This is a genomic window from Mucilaginibacter polytrichastri (assembly GCF_001911425.1).
In the GTDB taxonomy this organism is placed as follows: Bacteria; Bacteroidota; Bacteroidia; order Sphingobacteriales; family Sphingobacteriaceae; genus Mucilaginibacter; species Mucilaginibacter polytrichastri.
In genome coordinates this window covers 3,369,288-3,392,159 of record NZ_MPPL01000001.1, presented here as the reverse complement: position 1 = coordinate 3,392,159, position 22,872 = coordinate 3,369,288, and the positions used below count along the sequence as shown (strand labels likewise).

Genomic DNA, 22,872 nt, shown 5'->3' with positions numbered 1-22,872 from the left:
AGTAATCGTATATTTTCCTTTAACTAAATATATATTCAATTATTTTTATTCACGAAAATAAAGTAATCAATAGGTAATATTTGATCGCGAAATTTACAATGCTTCCGCTACACATTTAATTAATAACAGTGTGTTTTGAATTAAAAGGTACTGATAATAGCGTTTAGGTATACAGTGCTGTCGATTTGTGTTTTATTTAAAACTGTTATTACATGATCTGCTTAATAATTACCGGCTGTAAATTGCTACTAAACTTTTTATACAAATACACTAATACCAGTCTCTGCAAAGTATAGGGTTTGGCTGTTCATCTATCAAAATTTATTGTAATAAATTACTTTTATCACACTATTGCCTCTAATGTTTTTAGTATCTTTCTACCAGTTATCCCCCTTAAATAGTTGATGGAAAAAAGTACTTGTACTAAAGATATTGCAGAAGCGACCAATCGCCTTTTCGAACAGGAAATGTCCGTATTTTTGCGGGCATGGGTTCAGAATCATGGGGATCAAACGCTGCTACAATTTGATCAGACATTGGAGGAGTACCTGGAAAATGATGCATTAAGAGATTTCTTTGTAAACATACAGCACCCTATTCAACATTTGTTAAAGAACGATTTTATCGCTTGCCATTTGGGCCGTTGTGCAAAAAGTGTTTATTTCGATCCGGTTAACGGCGATCCTTTTCTTGCCCGGGCAGAGCAGCGGATCTATAACCTTGGCCGCCGTATGGATAGCGAACGCATGCATGTACCGTTCCGTACGGTTCAGCCTAATAAACAAACCGATACAGGTGATACGGCTGAGGTGAGCAGCTACCCCCCGGAGTCAGAAGAAATACGTTACAATAGTGGCAATCATTTTATAAGCCGCCCGGCCAATGATAATGTTTTTGATGAAAACAGTAAGCGTTGTGTAGCAAAATCAGATGAAAATTTGCATATTCTCTTTAAGCGGGGTTTTTTGGAAGACCGCTTGCAGGATGTTAAAGATATTGCCGCCGCTGTGTTTGGTGCAGGAGAAAGGCAGCCGCAATTTTTTGTAATTTATAGCAGGCATTCGCTGAAAGAAGGGCATTTTGGGGTTTCTTTGGTAATAGTAGATCCTGCAAAACCTGAGTATCCAAAGCGTGTTTTAGTTTGTGATACCCTGTTAAAAGAGCTGCCGCAGCATCCGCGCTGGTGGCATCATTTTATCGCCGAATATTCGAATGTATTTGGCGATGGGATAGTGGAGATCATCGAGGATCTTTCGCATCCGCTCCAAAAGGTAAATATTAAAGGAGATGAGCCATACCGCCATGATTGGGATTGCCCTTACTATGCAGCCAGCATGGCCGATGCACTTGCCAATTTGGTGAAAAGCAATCCGGACCTGCTGTTAAACGGATGCGTAAATGATATCCACCAGGCCATGAAAGAACTAATGCCGGATTATTATTTGCCGGATTGTGAAGTTAAGGACAGGGCGGATATCAGGCAGACCAACCAGTTAAAACGGTGGGAAAGCGGCCGCAATTTGATACATGATTTGCTGGCCGAAATGAGCAGGGAATCATCTTATAAGGTTTAATTACGGTGATCTGTTTGAGTTAGCACTTTAAATGTATTCGGCGTTGATAAATTGTGCAAAATATGCTTTGGGTAAAAAGGCAGGATAAGCTGTTAGTTACCCTGCCTTTTACCTGTAATTAATTCTTATTTACTGATACTTTTTATCTATATAAACAATTCGTGCAGGTCATCATTATCTCGGTTATCTGGTTTAAATAACTATTAAGCTTTTCGAGCTTTAGTATATTTCAATTAAACCATTACGCCTCCCATTACTGGGTCACTGAAACTGCTTTTTCCGGTTTCAACACGGCCTGCATATCTTTTTTCAAAACTGTTATGGCCATCTACCTTAATACTGAAATCGTACCAGCCAAAACTCTTGGTAAGATCAAGCACAAAACTTGTTTTTGCTCCATCTTTCCCCGAAGCTACAAGTAACTTTTTGCGCTTGCCGGTTTTGTAAGCATTATCAACAACCTCAATGGTATAGTTTGTATCTTTACTTAAATTTTTGACTTTCAATTCTACATTACCGGTCAGCTTTTTATTGCTGGTAAGGCTTGGCTGATATTCAAAAACTGTTTCAATAGCAGGGTCTTGTGCATTGCCTTTAAACTCGCGGAAAAAGCCATTTGGGCCGTAGGTTCTTAAATGGTAGTTCGCATTTTCAAATTCATGTAATGGCCATTGGTCGCTCAATTCGTCATTAGGCTTAACGCCGTATGCCCAAGTACGTAGGTTATCAAATTTTTGGCTGTCATCTTTATGGATGTACTTTCCGGGTGCGTAAACATTAAAAGGACCGCCTGCGGTATGCTCGCCAAAAATGGTGTCTTTACTGGCAAATGTAATTTCGAAAGCTTTTTTATCTGCGCTCAGCTTGCCATCTGCATAAAGCTGGTAGGGCAGGGCGCAAGCCGCACGGATGCCTTTTTCTTGCTTGGGCATGTACGGCGAAAGGTGAGGGGCTTTATTGATCTGCGCTATTTCATCTTTGTTAAGTATTTTGAAATCGCCAGGTAGCTTCTTAAATTGTGCTTTGTGGATGCTTTCTAAAAATACATCTTTAGATAAAAATTCCGGGTCGGCTATTTTATCATTGTTATGCGGCCTAAAAGCAGAAGTAAGGTTGCCGCACATGTTGCGGCGCCAATCGCTGATATTCGTTTCCTTGATTTTTTTACCGGTTTTTTTATCTAAGAAATGTTCTAAAAACTGAAGGGTTGAAGTGTGGTCAAATACTTCTGAATTAACCCAGCCGCCGCGGCTCCATGGCGATGCAATAACCATTGGCACGCGAAACCCAAGGCCGATGGAACATTCGCGATCATATTTTTCGGGGAAGTCTTTCCTGGCCTCTTCCTGCTCCAGGGTTACATACTCTACGCGGGTATCTATACCTTCTGAAACCTTGCCGGTACCCGGTTTATGCGAGTGGGGCGCTGTAAAAGGCGGCACGTGGTCAAAGTAGCCATCGTTTTCATCATACGTAAGGATGAAAATCGTTTTTTTCCACACTTCCGGGTTTTGCGTCAGGATGTCCATTACCTCTGATACATACCATGCGCCATACCACGGTGCCGAAGGGTGATCTGAGAAGTTTTCGGGGGCGGTAAGCCATGATACCGTTGGCAGCTTATCTGCTTTTACGTCTTCCCTAAATTGGTGTAGTACATCGCCCGCAGGTGCTTTCATTGATCGTGGCGTGCCATCATCATTGTAAGGCAAGTCTGTCAGCGTATGGTATTTCGGGTCGCGCTTGTTGGTATCAAATGCCTTTAAATGGATGTTTTGCTGGTGCTGCGATAATTTTTCAAACTGGCCTGGTTCTAATAAATGCGCGTTCTTTTTGATATTATCCAAGTCCAGCTGTTTTTGCCTGGCCTGTAATTGTAAATGATCTATGTGGGCATCGCCGGCAGGCAGGGCTGCTATTTGTTTTTGCAACGCAGCTATTTCTTCGGGCAGGGTGGTCAGCTGTTTTTTTAGCTGTGCTATATGCTCAGGATGCAGGTTGATATTATATTGCTCAAAAAATTCTAAGGGATTATCCTGAAAGTTAGAAAGCCATGGGTCTTCTTCGCCCTTAAAACCAACGTCGATACTCATCTCATTTTGATAGCATTTCCAGCTTACGCCGTTTTCTTCCAAACGCTCGGGAAAGGTTTTCCATTTCAGGGTGCCGTAATCCATGTCGTCATTCCAAACATTGGCTTTAGCGGTTTCATTCTGCTCTTCGCGAATTGTACCCGACCAGAAAAATAAGCGGTTAGGATTGGTGCCTGTTAATGCCGAGCAAAAATTTTGATCGCAAACAGTAAATGAATCGGCCAGTGCATAGTAAAACGGGATATCCTGGCGGGTATGGTAGCCCAGCGTTAATGGCATGTGCGCATAACTTTTATAGCCGGATTGCTTAACATTAAGCCATTGATCAAACTTGCCGTCGTTGCGTGCGTTAACCTGGTTGGCCCAGCTATGCGGTAGCGAGCTCATCCATGTTGCTTTAGTATTTTTAATATCGAGGTGGAAAGGGGCATAAGTTTCGCCCTTTGTGTTTGATTGCAGCCAGACTTTATTTTTATCAGGCAGGTCTATTGCCCGTGGGTCATTATAACCACGTACGCCGCGTAAGGTGCCGTAACAATGATCGAAGGAACGGTTCTCCTGCATTAATATTACAATATGCTCAGCATCAAGGTAGGTACTGCCCGGTTGCGGGTCAATAGCTAATGCTTTTTGTATTGATGTTGGCAGCACATTAAATAAGCCTGTAGCGCCCGATAGAAGCGCTGCTTTTTTAATAAAGTCTCTTCTGTTATCCATGATGTAAAGTAAGTTACACAGATTTACTATAATGTAAAATATAGATTATGAATTTGATCTGCCTGCAATAATTTGTTCGCACAGGCCGAATGATAATGTCATGCCGTTGCCGCCCATTCCGTTAATAATAGTTACGCCCGGTTCGGCCTCCATTACCAATTCGGTTTGGCCGTTGGTCATTTTGGGGTAGATACCGTTCCAGGTTTGTGCCAGTTGCCAGTTTTTAAGGTTGGTAAAGGTGCGCAGGTATTTAAGGATCATCTGGTTAATAAAATCTTTATCAAAAGGGTCATGCACCAGGCCGTATTCGTGCGAATCGCCTACGGTAAGTTCGCCGGTGTGGTTTTGTGATACCATTACATGGATGCCCCATTTTAATTCATCGGCATATTGTTCTTCATACCGCTTTTTTAAGCCGGGTAAAGAAGCCGCCGACTGAAAACCCGGGTAATGGATCATGGATAAACCACCGCATAGCGATGGGCCAATGCGCCACCCATCCGGCTGTGCGGCCAATCGCAGCATTTGCAATTTGCATTTGGTAATAGGGGTAGCTGCAAAAAGTTGTGGGTAAAGTGTTTCAAACTCGCTACCGCTGCAAACAAATATCTCGTCGGCTTCCCAACTGTTATTGCCAGATATTACTGCAGGGTAAGCTATCCGGCTGATGGCCGTATTCCAGTAAAATTGCACCTCATATTTTTCGGTAAGGTATTTTGCCACCTGGCCTATAGCTGCGCGTGCTTCTACAATCATTTCGGTGCCGCTCCATAAAGCGCCTTTCAACCCTTCCGGATTTACCCCTGCCGATTTTTGTAGTGTTTGTGCAGGTGTTAGCAAGGTACAATCGCGCAGGTGTTGGTTGGCATCGGCGTATTCTGCCATTACCTGCAGCTCATCATCATGGTAAGCCATATGTAATGAGCCTACCTCGTCGTGCCATATTCCGGCTTCGGCGCAAACTTGTTTCCAGATACTGCGGGATAGCATAGCGCGGTCAAAAAGCGGGCCCGTGGGCTGCCCTATTGGCCATACCATTCCAAAATTACGGATGGATGCGCCCACAGCTCTTTCATTACGTTCAAATACGGTTACCTGGTAGCCCCTAATGGCTAATGCCCTTGCGGTAGCGAGGCCAACTATGCCGGCACCAATTATAATAGCAGATGGTTTGCTCATGCTGTAAAAAGTTTAAGTTGGGAGTTTCTGTTCTTTTTTTTGTTAGCGGTATGGCGAAAATATATTAAAGACAATATGCCGCCAATACTGCCTGCTACAGATAAAACAATTAAGCCCTGGTTGTAAAATACAGGCCAGCTTAAGCCGGGGTTACCTAATTCTTTAATTAATAAAATACTGATGCTGCCCAGGTAGCCAATGGCATCGGCCACGTACATAATAAAACCCACGTTGCTGCGGTATTTAAAGGAGGCGATCATCCGCTCAAAAAATATAGCGTTATAGGGTACGTAACCTAAATAAAGGCCCAGCCCTGCCAATGTCATCCATATGGTAGGGCTTATGGCCCCAAGGTTGAAAAGCATGGTTGAGATACCGGCCAGCAAACAGCCTGCTATTATTAACAAATGGATAATGCTAAAGGCCCGCATGTTATTTTTAACCAGTATGAGCAGGCTAAGCACAATTAATACAACAATGGAGATGATGGAGTCTATATTGGTATAAATGCTGTTACTTTTAATGCCAAGGCCGGTCCAGATCTCTACTTCGAAATTATCGCGGATGTCGCGCATAATGGTTAGCATTACATATACGATAATGGTAAGTATAATACCGGGCAGGAATCGTATTAAAAAACCTTTTCTTTCGGCAGCTGTCATCGGTACCCTTTCAGACCGTAGCATTTTATCTTCGGCCGTAGGGGGCGGCATTAATTCGAGCAAAAAGATGAAAAGTAACAGGGGCAGCACAAATAAGGCTCCTGTTAAAAAAGGCATCATATATTCACTAACATGGAAGCTATGCATCAATGACCGGCCAACAGTTTTTACAAAACCCGATGCAAATATGAGGCTGATGGATAATACGGCTGCCATAAATTCGGTAGCCTTTCTTCCCTCCAGATAGCCAAAAACCAGGCCCCAGATCATCCCCAGGGGGAAACCATTAATGAATAAGAATATGATGTTGATCGGGGCGGGCACAAGTGCAAAGCCCAACAAGGCCAGCCAGGATACGCCTATTAATATCAGGATGCTTTTTGCGCGATGTTTCCCACTTATTTCGGCAATAAAGCGGATGCCATAAAATTTACTGAGGGTGTAACCTAATACCTGTGCAATAACCAGCCATGCCTTATAATCAACATGTAAATATTGATGACTGCTGTAGATACCTGCGGCAAATGCTTTGCGAAAAGCATACATACATGTGTAAGTACCAAAGGCTGAAAGAGATGTTATAATACATATAACACTATAAGGCAACTGTGTAACCTTATGCTTTAACCGGCTGATCACAGGCATGTGATAATTAGTTAATGATGTTTATTACTTCGGCTATATCATCAATAATATGGGTGGGGGCATAGGGCTGTAAAGTTTCGCGGCTAAAGGTGCCGGTGGTTACGCCAATTACATAGCGGCAACCTGCATTTTGCCCTTCGCGAATATCAACCTCAGTATCGCCCACTTTGGCAACTTCCTGTGCATCTGTAATACCGGCAAGTTGCATCATGTTAAAAATCATGGCCGGGTCGGGGCGGCCGGCGGGTACTTCGTCCGATCCGATAAGGTAATCGAACAAACCTTTTTCGCGCCATTGTAAACGTGCTATAATGGTATCGGCAATAACACGCGAAAAGCCGGTGTTAATGCCAATCTTTACCCCTTTGCTGCGCAGGGCAGCCATGGTTTCTTCGGCATGCGGTAAGGCTGTAAGTTTTGGTGTTTGCAAATAATGACTAATCATCAGCTCCACAAATTTGTGGTGAATGCTGTCAATTAAAACGGTTGTTATTCGGGTATGGTCAGCTTCATATATATTCAGCATTTTAGTGATAGCAGTCTTTTTCTCGTACCCCATCAACGGATTAATAATTTCTGCAGGGATCTGGTAGCCATAAGCGGCAATGGCTGACTGAAATGCTGCCGTAACATCGTTATCATCTTTAACGGTAGTTCCGGCCATATCAAAAACAACAAGTTTAATCGGCATTTTACTAAATTTTGTTTAGCAAAATTAAACTATGTTTATTAAGGGTAAACTAATTGTATGTTAAGCAATCTTTAAAAGTCAGTCTTTTTCTTCAAAAAAATAAACAACCAGCATCCTGGCTATTTCTTTACCGGTGTTTTGCGGGGTATGAGGCAGGCGCCCGTCAAACAGCATGGAGTCTCCTGCGTTTAAAATGTATTGCTGTTCGCCAAACAGATACTTTACCTGGCCAGATAGGATGTATTTGTATTCAAAGGCCTCTGTTTCTACCTGCGGTCGGTGGGCGTTAGGTTCCAGTTCAAGGATCACAATATCAACCGTGGAGTTTTTTATAGAGCGGGTAAATATGCGCTGGTAATGAAAGCCTTCGGCATGCTCTTTTTCGAAATGATCGTATTCTGCCTGCTTCCGTATAATTAGCGGTGCTAGCGTGCCGCCAGATTGGATGTCTTTGAAGAAAATATTAAGATCGATTTCTAAGGCCTTTATAATATCAATTAATACCATTAATGATGGTATGGTACGGCTATTCTCTATTTGCGAAATTAGTCCCTTACTTACATTAGCCCGGGTGGCTAATTCTTGCACGGTAATGTTTTTATCTCTGCGGCGGTCTTTTATCCGGTTACTGATCTGTATCAGTATATCATCTTCCATTGTATCAACTTTAATTAAGAGCGAAGAAAATTAGATAATAAATAAGCTGTAAACAAGAGGGGAGAGGTTAAATACTGTTAATTTATGCGATAGCGCACAGGATAGCTTGGTTAATAACATTATATACAGGTAATAATTTGTTTATTTTAAATGTGTTATTTGAACAAATTTTCTCTTTATGACAACAATACCCACAAGCCCCGAATTGATAGTAGAAGAAGTTTTTGCTTTGTATACATTACATGGCGACGAAGATTATATTGGTGAGCCTGTTTCACAGATCGAGCACATGTCTCAGGCGGCTGCACTGGCTGAAGCAGAAGGGTATGATGATGAAGTTATACTGGCTGCCTTTTTTCATGACCTTGGCCACCTTTGCGCCAGTAACCAGGCAGCCAGTATGGATGGCTTTGGGGCTGTTGATCACGAGAAACTGGGTGCCGAATATTTACGGGAACGCGGTTTTTCTGACCGCCTGGCCAACCTGGTACAGGGGCATGTAATTGCCAAACGATACCTTACTTATAAGCACCCAGAATATTATAAAAAGCTCTCACCGGCAAGTAAGGCTACTTTAAATTTTCAAGGCGGGGTAATGAGTGCTGCCGAAGCTGCACAATTTGAACTGAACCCAGATGCTAACTTAATTGTAAGAATGCGTTATTGGGACGATGAGGCCAAGCTGGAAGAAATACCTGTAGATAATATTAACCACTTAATGGACATAGCCATTAATCATCTAAAACGCAACAGATAAGGTGAAATTTTATTGTAATGTTAATTTTACATAACTGTTTCGTGATGTTATAATTACCAATTTCGGGCTGCTTAACGCTTAGTGAACAAAGGTTTAAAGTTTACTTAATCTAAACTTAGTTTATAAATAATAAACAAAGTTTAGTATTGCTTAAATCAAATCCTCATTAAAGCAATAAGCAAATGAAACAACTCTACCCCAATTTAAAAAGGCTTGTCATTATTCTATTATGCTGCCTTTCTCCATCGTGGTTGTTTGCCCAGACCAAAATTACGGGTACAATAAACGACGAAAAAAATCAACCACTGCCGGGTGTAAATGTGGTGCTGAAAGGTACAAACAAAGGTACTACTACAGACATTTATGGCCGTTTTAGCATTAATGCCGAAGCCGGGCAAGTACTAACCATTAGGTTTGTAGGCTTTACCACCCAAGAGGCAACTGTTGGTACTAACCACAATATGGTTATTACCCTAACGGGCGACACCAAAACCCTAAACGAGGTTGTAGTAACCGCATTAGGTGTTAAAAAGGAAACCAGGCGTATTGGTTACGCGGTATCAACCGTAAATGGCGACGACCTAACGATGGCGCGCGACCCCAACCCGATTACCGGTTTGGTTGGTAAAGTGGCCGGTTTATCAGTTGGCCCATCTGCAGAGTTACTCGGTGTGCCTAATGTAAGCATCCGTGGTAACACCGTATCATTATATGTGGTGGATGGTTTCCCGATCAATACAGATACTTACAACATTAGCCCAGATGATATTGATACTTATACAGTATTAAAAGGCCCTGCTGCTGCTGCATTATATGGTAACCGCGCCTCATATGGTGCTATTTTAATTACTACCAAAAAAGGTAATAAAAATAAAAAAGGTTTAACTGTTGATTTCAACAGCAGTACTGTAATAAATAAAGGTTTCCTGGCTTTCCCGCGTGTGCAGCATTCATACGGGCCGGGCGAAAATACCTTTTACCAGTTTGTTGATGGTAAAGGTGGCGCACCAGGTGGTGTGGATTCTGATTATGATGTTTGGGGGCCGTATTTTGCAGGCCAGTTAATCCCTCAGTATGACAGCCCCGTTATTAATGGTGTGCGCCAGGGTACACCCTGGACGGCCAGAGGTGCTGACAACTTGAAGAATTTTTTACAAACCGGTTATCAAACCAATAACAACATATCGTTAAGCGCCAATGGCGATAATTACAATATCCGTTTTTCGGCTTCGCAACAGCACCAAACAAGCTATATCCCTAAACAATACCTGGATATTGCCAACGCTAACCTTTATGCTTCATTTAACCCAGACCCACGCTGGAAATTTGAAGGAAACATTAATTTTAACAGGCAGTCTACAGATAATTTCCCTGATGTTGATTATGGGCCTAACAGCTTAATCTATAACCTTGCCGTGTGGACAGGGGCCGACTGGAGCGTAAACTCGCCAGATATTAAAGGTATCTGGCAGCCGGGTAAAGTAGGTACACAATCATTATTTGAGGAGTATACCCGCTACCACAACCCCTGGTTTATGGTTAACGACTGGACCCGCGGACATTATAAAAATGATGTTTATGGTTACCTGTCAGCAAACTTTAAAATCAACAATAACTTAAACGCCACTTTGCGTTCGCAAATTGATACTTACAACATTTTGCGTACCGAAAATATGCCGTTTTCGGCCCACCCTTATGGTCGTGAAGGTAACCAGGGCGATTACCGCGAAGATCGCCGCGATTTGTTTGATAACAACACCGAGTTTATGTTAAACTATAACTACACGGTTAAAAAGTTTTTAAACATCTCTGGTTTAGTAGGTGGCAACCTGCGTAGTTTTAATTATAACTCAAGCTGGACGTCTACTGATTACCTGATAGTGCCTGAACTTTATTCATTCAGCAACTCTAAAAACCCGGTACAATCAACCAGCTTCAACTCGCAAATGCGTGTATTAAGTGCTTATTACTCAATGGACTTGTCTTTTGGTAAATATGCAACCTTATCAAGCACTGGCCGTATAGATAAGTCGTCGGCTTTTCAAACACCAACAACTTACTATTACCCAAGTTTATCAGCCGCTACTGTAATTTCAGATTACATTAAGCTTCCAGATTTTATCACGTACTTAAAAGCGCGTGCATCTTATTCAAACATCCGTTCTGATGCTACCGCTACCTCTATTGGCCCTGCCCCTTTTAACTCTATCACCGTTTATGGTGGTACAACAACAGGTGCCGGCCCATTGTATTATAACCCGCTTGGTTATGGATCAACCTATACCTCGCCTTATAACGGGCCCGATTATTCACTAACTACCTCGTATGCCATCAGCAAGCCTTATAATGGCCAGGCGGCTGGTTATGCGTCTGATTATTTATATCAAAACGGTATTAAAACTTCAACCCGTGTAAATTACGAGGAGGGTTTTGATGTTAAGTTCTTACAAAATCGTTTAGGCTTTAGCGGTACTGCATTCCAGTATATCGACGGTCCGCGAATTTTGGCGAATACCATTTCTACAGCAAGCGGTTATACTACCGAATACCTGAATGCCCTTAAAACCAAGAAAACAGGTTACGAGGCGTCTATCAGTGGTACGCCTATTAAAGATCTCGGTGGTTTTGGCTGGGATATATTATTAAACTTCTCAACCTTTAAGGAGGTTTACAAAGAACTGCCTCCGGGACAAGATTCCTACAACACATTTTTCCATACCGGCGACCGTACCGACAAATTATACGGAACAGCTTTTGTAAGAACACCGCAAGGACAAATTATTAATGATGCTGCAGGCAAGCCGTTAATTAACCCGGTTTCGCAATACCTGGGCAACGAAAATGCTAAATACAGTTGGAGCGCTTACAATAAACTACATTACAAAAACCTAAGCCTTGGCTTCCAGTTCGATGGTTCTGTAGGTGGTGTAATTGTTGATTACATGCACAATAAAACGATGCGCGGCGGTGCCAATATTGAAACCGCTGAAGGTGCTTTGGGTGCTGCCCGCTACCAGGATTGGCAAAACTTTGGTGTAAAAGGTTACAATGGTGCTTACATAGGCCCGGGTGTTGCGGTATCAAACGGAACAGCTATCAACTATGATTCTAAAACGGGAGCAGTACTTAATTATAGTTCATTGCAATATAGCCCCAATAAGCAAACTGCCTTTGTACAAGATTACGTGAGTAAGTATTACAATGCCGACGAAGCAAACTTAATGAGCAAAACATTCTCGAAGCTTCGTGAGGTATCAATCGGTTATGATTTCCCTGCCAAATGGTTGCACAAATCATTTATACAAAAAGCTACAGTTTCTGTATATGGCCGTAACCTGTTTTACTTCTACAGCGATAAAAGATTTAAAGACGTAGATCTGGATCAGTACAACTACTCTACCAATACCGGTGGTTTACAAACCTCAAACAGTTTAACCGGCTTGCAATCTCCAACGGTGCGCAGCTATGGTTTTAACCTTAATCTATCATTCTAAACAAGTAGCAATCATGAAAAAGATATTTAAAAACTATATGCCGCTACTGGCTTTACTTTTACTAGTAAGCAGTTGTAAAAAAAGTTTTGAGGAACTTACTCAGAATAATAATAAACCAAACAACGTACCGGCATCATTATTATTTAATGGTGTTGCAAATAGCCTGGCAAATTTGCAAGGCAACTCAGATTTGCCCGAGAACTCAAGCGAAATATACGACCAGTATTACCTATATAATTACGATTATTACGGTAACAACCGCTATGACTTTGGCGGTGGTCCGGATTATTATACCACATTAAAAAACGTAGTGTCGATGGAGCAGCAGGCTGCTAAAGCTGGCTTGCCGGCGTTAAATCCTTACACGGCGCTGGGTAAATTTTTCAGGGCATATTTTTTTAGCAAGATGAGCCTTGAAATGGGAGATATCCCAATGACCCAGGCTCTTCAGGGACTTGATGGTCTTGAAAGCGCTTACGATAAACAAAAAGCAGTAATGCAACAATCGTTAGCCTGGTTAGAGAGTGCCAATACAGATTTAACCAGCCTGATTGCTGCAGGTGATAACAATTTAACCAACGACATTTATTTTAGCAACAACCTGGTAAAGTGGCAACAAGTAGTAAATACTTTTAAATTGAGATTGCTTATTCAGCTCAGCAAAAAGGCAACTACAGATCCTGACATGAATATCCCGGCACAGTTTGCAGCTATTGTAAACGATAGCAAAAAATATCCGATCATGACCAGTTCGAGCGATAACATGCAGTATGTATTTGTTTCGCCAAATAATTATTACCCATCAAATCCGCAAAACTTTGGTCAAAGTGGTTCCCGAAAAAACACATCATCAACGTATATCAGCTTACTGACAACGCTAAAAGACCCCCGTGTTTTTGTTACTGCCGAACCTGCCCGTTATTCTGTTGATACGCTGAAAAAAAGCCCTACAGATTTTGCGTCATTTATCGGTGCAGACCCGGGTTTGGATTTGGGGATCATGTATAATAATGCAGGCTTACAACGCTATTCGTTTATTAACCGTAAGCACTTTTATTCTACTTTTACCGGCGAGCCAAGTATACAGATAGGTTACCCCGAGCTGATGTTTAATATTGCCGAAGGCATTAACCGCGGCTGGGTTACAGGCGGCGATGCCGAAGCTTATTACCAAGCAGGTATCAAAGCCTCTATGGCATCGTACAGCATCCCGGATAATGGTACATTTACCGCATATTTTTATCGCCCGGGTTCTACAGATGTAACTGCGGCGTCTAATTACGATACTTATCTTATCCCCACTAACTTTGCAACCTATTATAACCAAACAGGTGTAAAGTATAGCGCCGGGAATGATGGCTTAACCAAAATATTACAGCAAAAGTATATTGCACTTTTCAGGCATTCTGGTCTCGAGTCGTATTTCACTTACCGCCGTACGGGTATCCCTGTCTTTACTACCGGCCCTGGTACAGGTAACGGTAGCCGTATTGCTTCGCGCTTCAAATACCCATCGGCCGAGCAAACTGCTAATGCTGCTAATTATAATAAAGCCTTGCAGAGTCAATATGCTGGTAATGATGATATTAACGGTATAATGTGGGTTCTTAAATAATTGAATTAACATACATAAAGTAAAGCCATTAGCAATAATGGCTTTACTTTTTTAATAAAGTTGCAGATGAGATGCATTAACCCATTGTGCCTTTTCCTTTATGGAAGAACTCAAGCTAAAAATCCATATGCAAATACTCACAAATTCTGGGTTTGAAATAGAATGGTGTCGGTAAATACTGTTCAATAATTGTAACATAAACAATACAATTATCAAGTTTTCTTTAGGACAATGCATGTCAAATGTGATTTTTAACACAAAATATAATTTAACCAGACGGAAATTGGTTAATATTTTTTTAAAATGGTTCAATAATCAATAATCTAATTAGCTACAATTTGATTGGCAGGTAATTAAGAGCTGATTTATGATGTTTTTATAAATTTAAAAATAGTATTTTATGTGAAATATTTTTAACAATAAAGTAATTGATACTCCTTTTTCGTGTTTTGGCACGGTTATTTACTAGTGCTGAGCGCAAGAATAATCTGCAACAAAATACGAATAATGAAATCTACAATTACAAAATCTGCATTGATCCTATCTATGATCGGTGCATCTGCGTCGGCTTTTGCGCAGCAAACAACAATGTCAGATACAACTAAACGATTTGACAAAAAAGAATTCCGTACCTGGTCAATCGGCCTTAATGGTGGTATGTTAACACACTATACACCGTTTAACAATAACGCAAATGGCGATTTTAAAACACCGCAGGAAAGATGGGGTTACGGTGGTTATATCAAAAAACAAATACTTCCGGGTTTTGGTATCCAGGCAGATTTCCTTGCTGGTAAAATAAAAGGTTTCCGGTCAAACGATTTACTTGCAGGGAGCCAGGCGCAAGACAACAGCAGTTTTAAAACGCACATCGAGTGGTCTGGTTCATTAAGCGCTAATTTTACTATTGCCAACTTAAGCCTTAATCAGAAACGTAATTTCTTATCACCTTACTTAACTGCCGGTGCAGGTTACATGTCATACAATGCACAAACCTATAACACGCCAGGCGGAGAGAATAACGGATACCAACGCAACTGGTTTGTACCGGTAGGAGCTGGTTTTAAACTGGGTCTGTCAAAGGGTATTAACTTAGACTTGGGTTACACCGTTAGTTTCATGAAAACCAACAAGTTTGACGGTGTAGCGAGCGCTATGAATGATCGTTTTACTTATGCACATGCCGGTATCGAAATTGCCCTGGGCAAAAGAAAATCATCACAACTGCAAAACTACAGCTCTATTGCAGCCCTGCGCGAGGCTAATGCAGCAGAAAGCATGGAATTGAGAAACAAGTTAGCAATAGCAGAGCAACAGCGTTTGGCAGACGAGCAACAATATGCCAAAGATATGTCTGATGATGATATGGATGGTGTAGCTAACAAATTTGATAAATGCCCTGGAACACCAACTGGTACTACAGTTGACGGTTCTGGTTGCCCGTTAAAAGTACCTGCTCCGGTTGTTACCGAAAAAGTACGTGTAATTGTTACCGATGCTGACCGTAGAGTTGTTAACGAAGCGATCAGAAACCTGGAATTTGATTTAGGTAAATCTTCCATCCGCGAAAAATCTTTCCCTACCTTAAACCGTGTAGCTGCACTATTGGTAGAAAAGAACTTCAGTTTAAAATTGGCAGGCCATACTGATAACACAGGTTCTGCGGCATTAAACTTAAGCCTTTCTAAAGATCGTGCCGAAGCTATCAAAGCTTATCTAGTAGGTCAGGGTGCAAATGCATCAAGAATTGAAGCTACTGGTTATGGTCAAACTCAGCCAATCGCTTCTAACAAAACAGCAGCTGGCCGTCAAAAAAACAGACGCGTTGAATTCTCATTATTGTAATCTTTAAATATAATATCATGAAAAAATATTTAATATTTTCAATTATGGGGCTTATTGTGCTTAGCTTTTCTGCTAAAGCGCAGATTCAGCAAGGCAATGTATTGGTGGGTGGAAACTTTGCTAACCTTAGTTTAGGTTTAGATAACTCTAAAGTATTTAGCGTTGACTTAACGCCCAAAGCTGCATGGTTTATTCAAGATAATGTTGCACTGGGTGGTTATGTAAACTTTGGTCTTCAATCGGCACATAACAGCAGTACTACTACTAATTACGGTGTTGGCGCATTGGGCCGTTATTACACCGGTAAAGATGTGGAAGTATTACGTCACGGTCGTTTCTTCGGAGAAGCTACTGTTGGTGTGGGTGGTATCAATGTAAGTGATGGTGGTGGCCATACCAATGGACTGGATTTTAGTTTCGGCCCTGGTTTTGCCTACTTTGTAACACCTAGCATTGGTTTAGAAACCATGTTGAAATATAACGGTGTAGGTGGTTTCGGTAATGCCGGTTACCAAAGCACCCTTGGTTTGTCTTTTGGCTTGCAGGTTTACCTGCCAGGTAAGGGTACAGCCAGGAAAATAAAAAATGATATAAGATAATCGGTTAAGTATTTTATAAAAAAAGGCGACTAAATTGTCGCCTTTTTTTATAATGTAATTTAATCATCAAGGGGCATGCCTATCAAGTATATTAAACATATATCCATGCCGATATTTATAAACACAAAACCAAATTGTATCAATAACGTTACGTATATATCAATCATAACTTAAATGAAAAAAAATTACATCCCGCTATTACTGATCTTATTATCTCTAAGCAGCTGTACCGTTATTGGAGATATTTTTAAAGCTGGTGCTATTACAGCCATAATTGGTATAGTAATCGTTGTTGCCTTAGTAATCTGGATTATCTCATTATTCAGAGGAAAAAATTCATAACAGCCTATATGGATATTAAGCAATTTAAAGCGCTACCGTTTTATATTAAAATGGCAAGCATCCTGTTTATCCTGATGTCTTTGGTTTACATCGTTATTGTTGCCAAAGAAATTTTATCACCATTAATATTTTCTTGCCTGTTCTCTATACTGCTGCTGCCATTGGCATCTTTTTTAGAACACAAGGTTAGGTTGCCAAGAAGCGCAGCTTCAATGCTGTCTGTACTATTACTGCTCGGTTCAATTGGTATTATACTATACGTTATCGGGTCACAGATATCCGGATTGGCAAATGACTGGCCCCAGTTTCAGGACCAACTCACCAAATCGGTAGATAATTTACAGGAATGGATTGCGGCCACATTCCATGTGGGTTATTCCAAGCAATTAACTTACGTACATACTGCAACTACCAAAATAATGGCTTCGGGTACCGCTGTTGCTGGTGCTACCTTGCTTACACTTTCTTCATTGCTGTTGTTTTTTGTATTTACGTTTATTTATACTTTTTTCTTTCTGTTATACAGACGCCTCATTATGAAGTTTTTTGAATCTGTATTTCTGGAAGAAAACAAGCACCTGGTGCACGATATTATTGAACAGGTACAATATATCATCAGGAAGTATATCATCGGCTTATTGATTGAAATGGCTATAGTTGGCGGAGTAGTTGCCTTAGCATTGTGGGCTTTGGGTATTAAGTATGCGTTTTTGCTGGGGTTAATAACAGGTATCTTCAACATTATCCCTTATATAGGCATTTTTTCTGCGCTTGTTGTCAGTTCGCTAATCACCTTTGCTACAGCAACCGTTGTCAGTAAAGTTTTATTGGTAGCCGTTGTATTCGTTGTGGTCCACTTGGCAGACAGTAATATATTATTACCGGTTGTAGTGGGTTCAAAAGTGAGGATAAACGCCTTAATAACCGTATTAGGGGTAATTATAGGTGAAATGATCTGGGGAATACCCGGCATGTTCTTATCAATACCTGTTATTGCTGTGCTGAAAATTATATTCGATAGGGTAGAAAGCCTGCAATCATGGGGTATTATCCTTGGAGACGAGGAGCATAAGCAAAATAAACTGGCCACTAAAATGAAAGCTAAGAGTAAGGCTAAGGCCGTAATACCAACAGATAATAATTAATATAAAACCAAAATTAAGTATATGAACAAATTAAAATTCTTAATGATACCTGCATTATTGGTGTCTTTACATTCGTTTGCGCAAACATCCGACAAGGGTAGCGTAGGGAAAACAATCAATAAGATTGGTAATAAAACGGCTCAGGTTGCTGTAAAAGGTGCCTCGGCTGTTGCCGACAAAAAATATGATGGTAAAGTTGGCCCTGCCGGACAAACTATTTACATCAACAAAAAATCGCATTACTATTATGTAAATGCAAGAGGAAAAAAAGTTTACGTTAGTAAGTCAAAACTAAGAAACAAGCCAATGTAATAAGGAGAGCCCGGGAATAAAATCCGGGCTTTTTGATTAAATGTGCAGTCGCTTTTTATATAGTTATACCCGTTTTTTTCTTTTAAATATACTGTTCAAATGCCGCACATAAGCAAGTTGAAAATTTACTACAGTTACTTTAAATTCATTTTGGTAGGCATACACTGATTTGTTATTAATGAGCATCAGAAAGGATACAGACCAATTTGGCTTTTGATAAGTTGCAGATCCTTTGGCAAAGGCGGTTGGATAGATTCTGAATTTTCCGGTACCGGCCATTTGGGGTTCGTTTTCTGTATTGGCCCCAATTTTGGCTATGCCAGATAGCATCCAATAGTTATTAATTACCCACGAGTAGCCATAGCCCAGATTTACGCCAATCTGAAATGTACGAATAGGGGTGCTTGCATGAATTACCATCAGGCTATCAAGCCCGATCTTGAATAAGTAAACGCCACCTCCTAATATAAAGCTCCCGGCCGACTGGAGTTGTTTTTCGCTTTGCTCATACGCCGCTTTCCCCGAAAATTTATTTCCGTTGAAAATATAAGAGCCTTCTGCTCCGATCTGGGAAACCGACAGGTTGGGATAGTTAACGATCTGATGATTGTTTATATCGCTATTATAGAAGCCTTTATACTTTTGAAGAAACAGGTCGAGCATGAAATGCCTGCCGTAGTTGTGGATCTGGAAATCGGTTAATTTTGTTTTGCCATAGGTATTGCTTTTTAATGGCAGCAGCCCATAATCAAATGTTGCATTTATTACCGTGTTCTTTACAGCGAGCCCTAAACCAACATTAAGCGGATAATTGGGCAAATAAGTTTTTCCGGCAGTAACCAGCTCAATGTTATTAGTGGAAAAATAGCCCTGTATTATTATTTTTTGAGCATAACTCTTAATAAAGACTGTATCTATGGCTAATTTTTGCGCAAGCGCCGGGCAGGCGGTAACACTACAAAAGAAAAGCGCTAAACAGGTGAACTTCATGATGCTTTTATGATCGCGGGCTAAATGTTTTTATCCATGCTATTGATAAATTATTGGAGCAATAAAATATGCTAAGCTTAATATAAACACCAAACCCGCGTCGTTGATTAACGACACGGGTTTGGTGCATTATCAGATTTATTAATTGTGAAGCACTTTATTAAGAATTACGCCCCCGGTGGCAGTATCTGTTAAATAAAGGGTATATATTTTGCCGGCCACAAGATCGGCCACGGTAAAGTTGCCTATATTATCTCTTGAAGCGGTACCAAAAAATTGTACCGATAAAGCTCCCGGGGATACATATTTGTAACCACTAGAAATATCTCTGGCCAGTGTAGTTACCAAGTCATCGCCCGACGAGTTTTTGATTGTGATTACAGAAGGGGCATTATTACTCAGGTGGATAAATTTAATTTTCACCTGGCCATTATTAGGAGCACCTAAATCATCTTCGTAAGCTTTAACCCTGGCATTTGAGCCCTGTCCGGCAAGGTAAACCGTAAAATTTACACCATTGGTAGTGTAAAGCGAGCCCGAGGCATAAACGCTGCTGGTTCCTGCATTCTTGAACTCCATCGTCATGTTTTTTCCGGATGGTGCATTAATGTAGGCAGAAGCATCAGTATAATTAAGCCCGCCGCTTACCAGCACATTACCTGCCAGGGTAAAGCTTTGTGCGCCGGATGTTGCGGCTGCATTTACTACCTTAATATTAAATTGTCCGGAAGCGTCGATCGTGTCTTTTTTGCATGAAGAAATAGATATTGCTGCAATTACAAAGGCCAGCCCCGTAAATAGTTTGTTATAAATTGCTGTTGTTTTCATATTGATTTTAGTTTTCATTCGTTTGAAATTTAATGCTTAGTATTCCCTTATTTAATTGAAAGTTTGTTACATGTATTTTACCTTGATTTCTATTTTTTGCTGTGTTTTTAAATCGACTTTAAAATCATCGAACACTGGCTTTTTCATCTTCTGCATAAAGAAGTTGGAAAACCCGAATCCTTCTTTGGGCATCCCGATAATGTTTTTATCAATTTTACCATTGGAGTTTTCATCGTCTACCATGGTAAAGCCATAGATGCCTGGCTCCAGTTCGCAGCTTATGGTAAGCGTTCCGTCAGCGAGTGCGCTTTTTTCAAACGTTAACTTTTTGTAAGGCTGTTCATCATCATAGGTCGCCTTATCTTTAAATACGTTTAGCACAATTTTTCCTTTCGGCGATCTGATCCCGGTTACTTTAATAGCTGTTTCGTGCTGTGCCTGGATATAAGAAGCCAGGCAAATAAACAGCAGGCCCATTAACAGGTTAATGCCAAATACAATTGTCTTTTTCATGGTTTTTAAAATTAATTTGCAATTACTTATGGCATCAAAAGTAGAGGTACCCATTGTAGGCTGCTCATAAAAACCCGGTGAAGCGGGCATAATTATAGCTGAAGGTTATGATAAGGGATATGAAAAAATACGATCATACCAGCTTGCCTGCCGGTTATTTTGATGAGGTAAAATACATTGGCTGTTTAATGTTGTGTTTTTAATATTGGGAGCCCAATTTGCCTGCTTCGGTACAAAATCAGTGCAACGATCCGGCTAAATAAGTAACTTAGCCTATATGCAAGAAAAGTTGCCTTTAAGGCGTTTAACCCAACTAACCTGGTTACAAACGATTATTATCGGTTTTATTTTTTATCTGGTAGCCTCTAATACCGATAGGCCGGTTCATCATACTATTGCGTATACTTTGTTAACCATGTCGGGGATTTTGCTGGTAGGGTATTCAGATATCGTGCTAATGATTTTTTTAGCTAAAAAGAACCCGATCAGTTCAAAAAAATTTTCGTTTTTAAGGCGGCTGTCAACCTATCCTATAAGTGTGCTGATTTATCTTTTGCTGCGGCCTGCCTTTGGTTATTTTGGAGATATTCAATGGTCGTTTTTAGAAATCGGCTCCTTTTTTGCATTCGTAGGATCGGGTCTTGTTGTTAATACCTTAATTACCCTTCTGCACGATTCTGTGTTGTTATATGAGCATAAGATGTATAGCGAGCTTGAATTAGCACGTTTGCATACAGCCAATGCAGAAGCTATGAATTTGGCGCTTAAGCAACAGATCCATCCTCATTTTCTGTTCAACGCATTAAATACACTTAAAGCGCTTTACCATAAAGACACACAAGTGGCCGATGATTATATTGTGCACATGGCCAACTTTTTAAGGGCATCCATTTATCACCACAGCGCCAATGTATCTAAACTGAAGGATGAGGTTAATTTATGTTATGACTATTTGGCCATGCAGCGGATTCGGTTTGGTTCCGCGGTGGATTGCCGGATTACCTTAGCTGATGAAACGCTGGATAATTATTATCTTCCATCGTTTTCGCTTCAGCCACTACTTGAAAATGCCTTCAAGCATAATAATTTTACACTGGAGGATCCGCTGCAGGTTATGATCAGCCAGGATGGCGACCGTCTGGTGGTTAGCAATAACATTCAAAAGAAAAAAATCAAGGTCATGTCAACTAATTATGGGTTAGCTAATCTTGCTGAGCGGTACAGGCTATGGTCAGGCGATGAGATAATTATTAAAGACGGACAAGACAAGTTTTCAGTCAGTATTAAATTGTTAGATAATGAACATAGTAATCATTGAGGATGAGGGGGTCGTTGCAGACGATCTGGAATTGAATATCAGGAAACTGATGGATGAAACGGTAGACATCGTGCAGTTAAGATCGGTGAAGGAGGGTATTGCCTATTTTAATACGCATGATGCTCCGGACCTCATTTTTAGTGATATCCAATTGGGCGACGGGCTAAGTTTTGAGATATTTGTAAGTAAGCCCATTGATGTCCCTGTTATTTTTTGTACCGCGTATGATGAATATGCGCTGGATGCGTTCAAAGCCAACGGGATAGATTATATCTTAAAACCATTTACCAGGCAAACACTTGATACTGCTCTTAAAAAGTACAAGCAGCTGAAAAGGGTATTTTCTACCGATCAAACACCGCAGTTTGATGCTTTGCTGCAAATGCTGTCGGCAAAAAACACACAGGTTGTAGCATCAGTGCTGGTTTATCATCAGGATAAGATCATCCCGGTAAATCTGGATGACATTGCAATGTGCTACCTCAGCAATGAGATTACGCATTTGCTTACATTTTCTGGCAAAACCTTTTACCCAAATAAAAATCTGGATGAACTGGAAAGACTAAGCGGGAATTCTTTTTTCCGGGCCAACAGGCAGCACCTTATCTGTCGTAAGGCAATTATAGATGTCTCCAGTTTTTTCTCCAGGAAACTTTCTTTAAATCTTAACGTACCCTTTGCCGAGAAGGTAATTGTGAGCAAAGGAAAAGCACCACAATTTCTTAACTGGCTGGCCAAAGGATAGTTTTGGTTAATGTGTGAATGCATAATTCGGGTTATTTGTTTGACAGGTATAAATTTTTGAGCATAAACGTATGCTAAGCGTATTCTGCGCCCTATCAGCAAATTTCTACAAATGGCATGATGTTGCTCTGTAAGCTCTTTCTCTACTTTTT

Annotated in this window: 19 protein-coding genes; 11 read left to right on the top strand and 8 right to left on the bottom strand. The window is 40.8% G+C overall.

Annotated features, from left to right (window positions below):
- The first annotated feature begins 404 nt into the window (after positions 1–404).
- On the top strand, positions 405–1,574 hold the full coding sequence (locus RG47T_RS14325; protein ID WP_074490104.1) for a hypothetical protein: 1,170 nt from the start codon (positions 405–407) through the stop codon (positions 1,572–1,574).
- A gap of 233 nt (positions 1,575–1,807) precedes the next feature.
- Here the strand turns inward: RG47T_RS14325 and RG47T_RS14320 are convergent, their stop codons facing one another.
- The 5 genes from RG47T_RS14320 to RG47T_RS14300 all read right to left on the bottom strand — a co-directional run bounded on the left by RG47T_RS14320 (position 1,808) and on the right by RG47T_RS14300 (position 8,218).
- Entirely contained in the window at positions 1,808–4,384 is a 2,577-nt protein-coding gene (locus RG47T_RS14320; protein WP_074490103.1) for a phosphocholine-specific phospholipase C, read from the bottom strand.
- Positions 4,385–4,429: 45 nt separating this feature from the next.
- Positions 4,430–5,563 (bottom strand): TIGR03364 family FAD-dependent oxidoreductase, encoded by a 1,134-nt coding sequence (locus RG47T_RS14315; RefSeq protein WP_074490102.1) that lies wholly within the window; start codon positions 5,561–5,563, stop codon positions 4,430–4,432.
- Complete coding sequence (locus RG47T_RS14310) at positions 5,560–6,771, bottom strand: DUF5690 family protein (RefSeq protein WP_253187522.1); 1,212 nt, start codon at positions 6,769–6,771, stop codon at positions 5,560–5,562. Before RG47T_RS14310 ends, RG47T_RS14315 begins: the two co-directional genes overlap by 4 nt.
- Positions 6,772–6,877: 106 nt before the next feature.
- Positions 6,878–7,561 carry an HAD-IA family hydrolase gene (locus tag RG47T_RS14305; protein ID WP_074490100.1) on the bottom strand — a complete coding sequence of 228 codons (684 nt, stop codon included), beginning with the start codon at positions 7,559–7,561 and terminating at the stop codon, positions 6,878–6,880.
- A gap of 78 nt (positions 7,562–7,639) precedes the next feature.
- The gene (locus RG47T_RS14300) at positions 7,640–8,218 is read right to left on the bottom strand and encodes a helix-turn-helix domain-containing protein (RefSeq protein ID WP_074490099.1); all 579 of its coding nucleotides are present in this window, start codon (positions 8,216–8,218) and stop codon (positions 7,640–7,642) included.
- 178 nt (positions 8,219–8,396) lie between these two features.
- Here RG47T_RS14300 and RG47T_RS14295 point away from each other — a divergent pair, with 178 nt between their 5' ends.
- The 8 genes from RG47T_RS14295 (at position 8,397) to RG47T_RS14265 (ending at position 18,327) form a co-directional block, all read left to right on the top strand.
- On the top strand, positions 8,397–8,975 hold the full coding sequence (locus RG47T_RS14295) for a phosphonate degradation HD-domain oxygenase (RefSeq protein WP_074490098.1): 579 nt from the start codon (positions 8,397–8,399) through the stop codon (positions 8,973–8,975).
- Between the two features lie 182 nt (positions 8,976–9,157).
- Complete coding sequence (locus RG47T_RS14290; RefSeq protein WP_074490097.1) at positions 9,158–12,469, top strand: SusC/RagA family TonB-linked outer membrane protein; 3,312 nt, start codon at positions 9,158–9,160, stop codon at positions 12,467–12,469.
- A 13-nt stretch (positions 12,470–12,482) separates the two neighbouring features.
- Positions 12,483–14,084, top strand: coding sequence for a SusD/RagB family nutrient-binding outer membrane lipoprotein (locus RG47T_RS14285; protein WP_074493459.1), 1,602 nt, complete (start codon positions 12,483–12,485; stop codon positions 14,082–14,084).
- Positions 14,085–14,591: 507 nt separating this feature from the next.
- Positions 14,592–15,929 carry an OmpA family protein gene (locus RG47T_RS14280; RefSeq protein WP_074490096.1) on the top strand — a complete coding sequence of 446 codons (1,338 nt, stop codon included), beginning with the start codon at positions 14,592–14,594 and terminating at the stop codon, positions 15,927–15,929.
- A gap of 17 nt (positions 15,930–15,946) precedes the next feature.
- Complete coding sequence (locus RG47T_RS14275; protein WP_074490095.1) at positions 15,947–16,528, top strand: hypothetical protein; 582 nt, start codon at positions 15,947–15,949, stop codon at positions 16,526–16,528.
- A gap of 174 nt (positions 16,529–16,702) precedes the next feature.
- Positions 16,703–16,870 carry a hypothetical protein gene (locus RG47T_RS26110; RefSeq protein ID WP_171972535.1) on the top strand — a complete coding sequence of 56 codons (168 nt, stop codon included), beginning with the start codon at positions 16,703–16,705 and terminating at the stop codon, positions 16,868–16,870.
- Positions 16,871–16,878: 8 nt separating this feature from the next.
- Positions 16,879–18,015 (top strand): AI-2E family transporter, encoded by a 1,137-nt coding sequence (locus RG47T_RS14270; RefSeq protein WP_074490094.1) that lies wholly within the window; start codon positions 16,879–16,881, stop codon positions 18,013–18,015.
- A 21-nt stretch (positions 18,016–18,036) separates the two neighbouring features.
- Complete coding sequence (locus RG47T_RS14265) at positions 18,037–18,327, top strand: hypothetical protein (protein ID WP_074490093.1); 291 nt, start codon at positions 18,037–18,039, stop codon at positions 18,325–18,327.
- Between the two features lie 63 nt (positions 18,328–18,390).
- On the opposite strand, the gene RG47T_RS14260 is transcribed toward RG47T_RS14265, so the two are convergent.
- The 3 genes from RG47T_RS14260 to RG47T_RS14250 all read right to left on the bottom strand — a co-directional run bounded on the left by RG47T_RS14260 (position 18,391) and on the right by RG47T_RS14250 (position 20,658).
- Positions 18,391–19,317 carry a DUF4421 family protein gene (locus RG47T_RS14260; RefSeq protein ID WP_074490092.1) on the bottom strand — a complete coding sequence of 309 codons (927 nt, stop codon included), beginning with the start codon at positions 19,315–19,317 and terminating at the stop codon, positions 18,391–18,393.
- A gap of 141 nt (positions 19,318–19,458) precedes the next feature.
- A complete protein-coding gene (locus RG47T_RS14255; protein ID WP_245770819.1) occupies positions 19,459–20,163 on the bottom strand; it encodes a DUF4397 domain-containing protein in 705 nt (234 codons plus the stop codon).
- A 48-nt stretch (positions 20,164–20,211) separates the two neighbouring features.
- Positions 20,212–20,658: a DUF2141 domain-containing protein gene (locus RG47T_RS14250; RefSeq protein WP_091690927.1), complete on the bottom strand. Its 447-nt coding sequence runs from the start codon at positions 20,656–20,658 to the stop codon at positions 20,212–20,214.
- Positions 20,659–21,073: 415 nt separating this feature from the next.
- Here RG47T_RS14250 and RG47T_RS14245 point away from each other — a divergent pair, with 415 nt between their 5' ends.
- Positions 21,074–21,976, top strand: coding sequence for a sensor histidine kinase (locus tag RG47T_RS14245; protein WP_245770818.1), 903 nt, complete (start codon positions 21,074–21,076; stop codon positions 21,974–21,976).
- Entirely contained in the window at positions 21,957–22,721 is a 765-nt protein-coding gene (locus RG47T_RS14240) for a LytR/AlgR family response regulator transcription factor (protein ID WP_074490089.1), read from the top strand. The genes RG47T_RS14245 and RG47T_RS14240 overlap by 20 nt, the downstream gene beginning before the upstream one ends.
- Positions 22,722–22,872: the final 151 nt, after the last annotated feature.

What these genes read in the sequence shown, in the direction of transcription:
- RG47T_RS14325 (WP_074490104.1), top strand. Translation starts at nt 405, where the DNA reads ATGGAAAAAAGTACTTGTACTAAAGATATTGCAGAAGCGACCAATCGC.
- RG47T_RS14320 (WP_074490103.1), bottom strand. Translation starts at nt 4,384, where the DNA reads ATGGATAACAGAAGAGACTTTATTAAAAAAGCAGCGCTTCTATCGGGC.
- RG47T_RS14315 (WP_074490102.1), bottom strand. Translation starts at nt 5,563, where the DNA reads ATGAGCAAACCATCTGCTATTATAATTGGTGCCGGCATAGTTGGCCTC.
- RG47T_RS14310 (WP_253187522.1), bottom strand. Translation starts at nt 6,771, where the DNA reads ATGTATGCTTTTCGCAAAGCATTTGCCGCAGGTATCTACAGCAGTCAT.
- RG47T_RS14305 (WP_074490100.1), bottom strand. Translation starts at nt 7,561, where the DNA reads ATGCCGATTAAACTTGTTGTTTTTGATATGGCCGGAACTACCGTTAAA.
- RG47T_RS14300 (WP_074490099.1), bottom strand. Translation starts at nt 8,218, where the DNA reads ATGGAAGATGATATACTGATACAGATCAGTAACCGGATAAAAGACCGC.
- RG47T_RS14295 (WP_074490098.1), top strand. Translation starts at nt 8,397, where the DNA reads ATGACAACAATACCCACAAGCCCCGAATTGATAGTAGAAGAAGTTTTT.
- RG47T_RS14290 (WP_074490097.1), top strand. Translation starts at nt 9,158, where the DNA reads ATGAAACAACTCTACCCCAATTTAAAAAGGCTTGTCATTATTCTATTA.
- RG47T_RS14285 (WP_074493459.1), top strand. Translation starts at nt 12,483, where the DNA reads ATGAAAAAGATATTTAAAAACTATATGCCGCTACTGGCTTTACTTTTA.
- RG47T_RS14280 (WP_074490096.1), top strand. Translation starts at nt 14,592, where the DNA reads ATGAAATCTACAATTACAAAATCTGCATTGATCCTATCTATGATCGGT.
- RG47T_RS14275 (WP_074490095.1), top strand. Translation starts at nt 15,947, where the DNA reads ATGAAAAAATATTTAATATTTTCAATTATGGGGCTTATTGTGCTTAGC.
- RG47T_RS26110 (WP_171972535.1), top strand. Translation starts at nt 16,703, where the DNA reads ATGAAAAAAAATTACATCCCGCTATTACTGATCTTATTATCTCTAAGC.
- RG47T_RS14270 (WP_074490094.1), top strand. Translation starts at nt 16,879, where the DNA reads ATGGATATTAAGCAATTTAAAGCGCTACCGTTTTATATTAAAATGGCA.
- RG47T_RS14265 (WP_074490093.1), top strand. Translation starts at nt 18,037, where the DNA reads ATGAACAAATTAAAATTCTTAATGATACCTGCATTATTGGTGTCTTTA.
- RG47T_RS14260 (WP_074490092.1), bottom strand. Translation starts at nt 19,317, where the DNA reads ATGAAGTTCACCTGTTTAGCGCTTTTCTTTTGTAGTGTTACCGCCTGC.
- RG47T_RS14255 (WP_245770819.1), bottom strand. Translation starts at nt 20,163, where the DNA reads ATGAAAACTAAAATCAATATGAAAACAACAGCAATTTATAACAAACTA.
- RG47T_RS14250 (WP_091690927.1), bottom strand. Translation starts at nt 20,658, where the DNA reads ATGAAAAAGACAATTGTATTTGGCATTAACCTGTTAATGGGCCTGCTG.
- RG47T_RS14245 (WP_245770818.1), top strand. Translation starts at nt 21,074, where the DNA reads ATGTCGGGGATTTTGCTGGTAGGGTATTCAGATATCGTGCTAATGATT.
- RG47T_RS14240 (WP_074490089.1), top strand. Translation starts at nt 21,957, where the DNA reads ATGAACATAGTAATCATTGAGGATGAGGGGGTCGTTGCAGACGATCTG.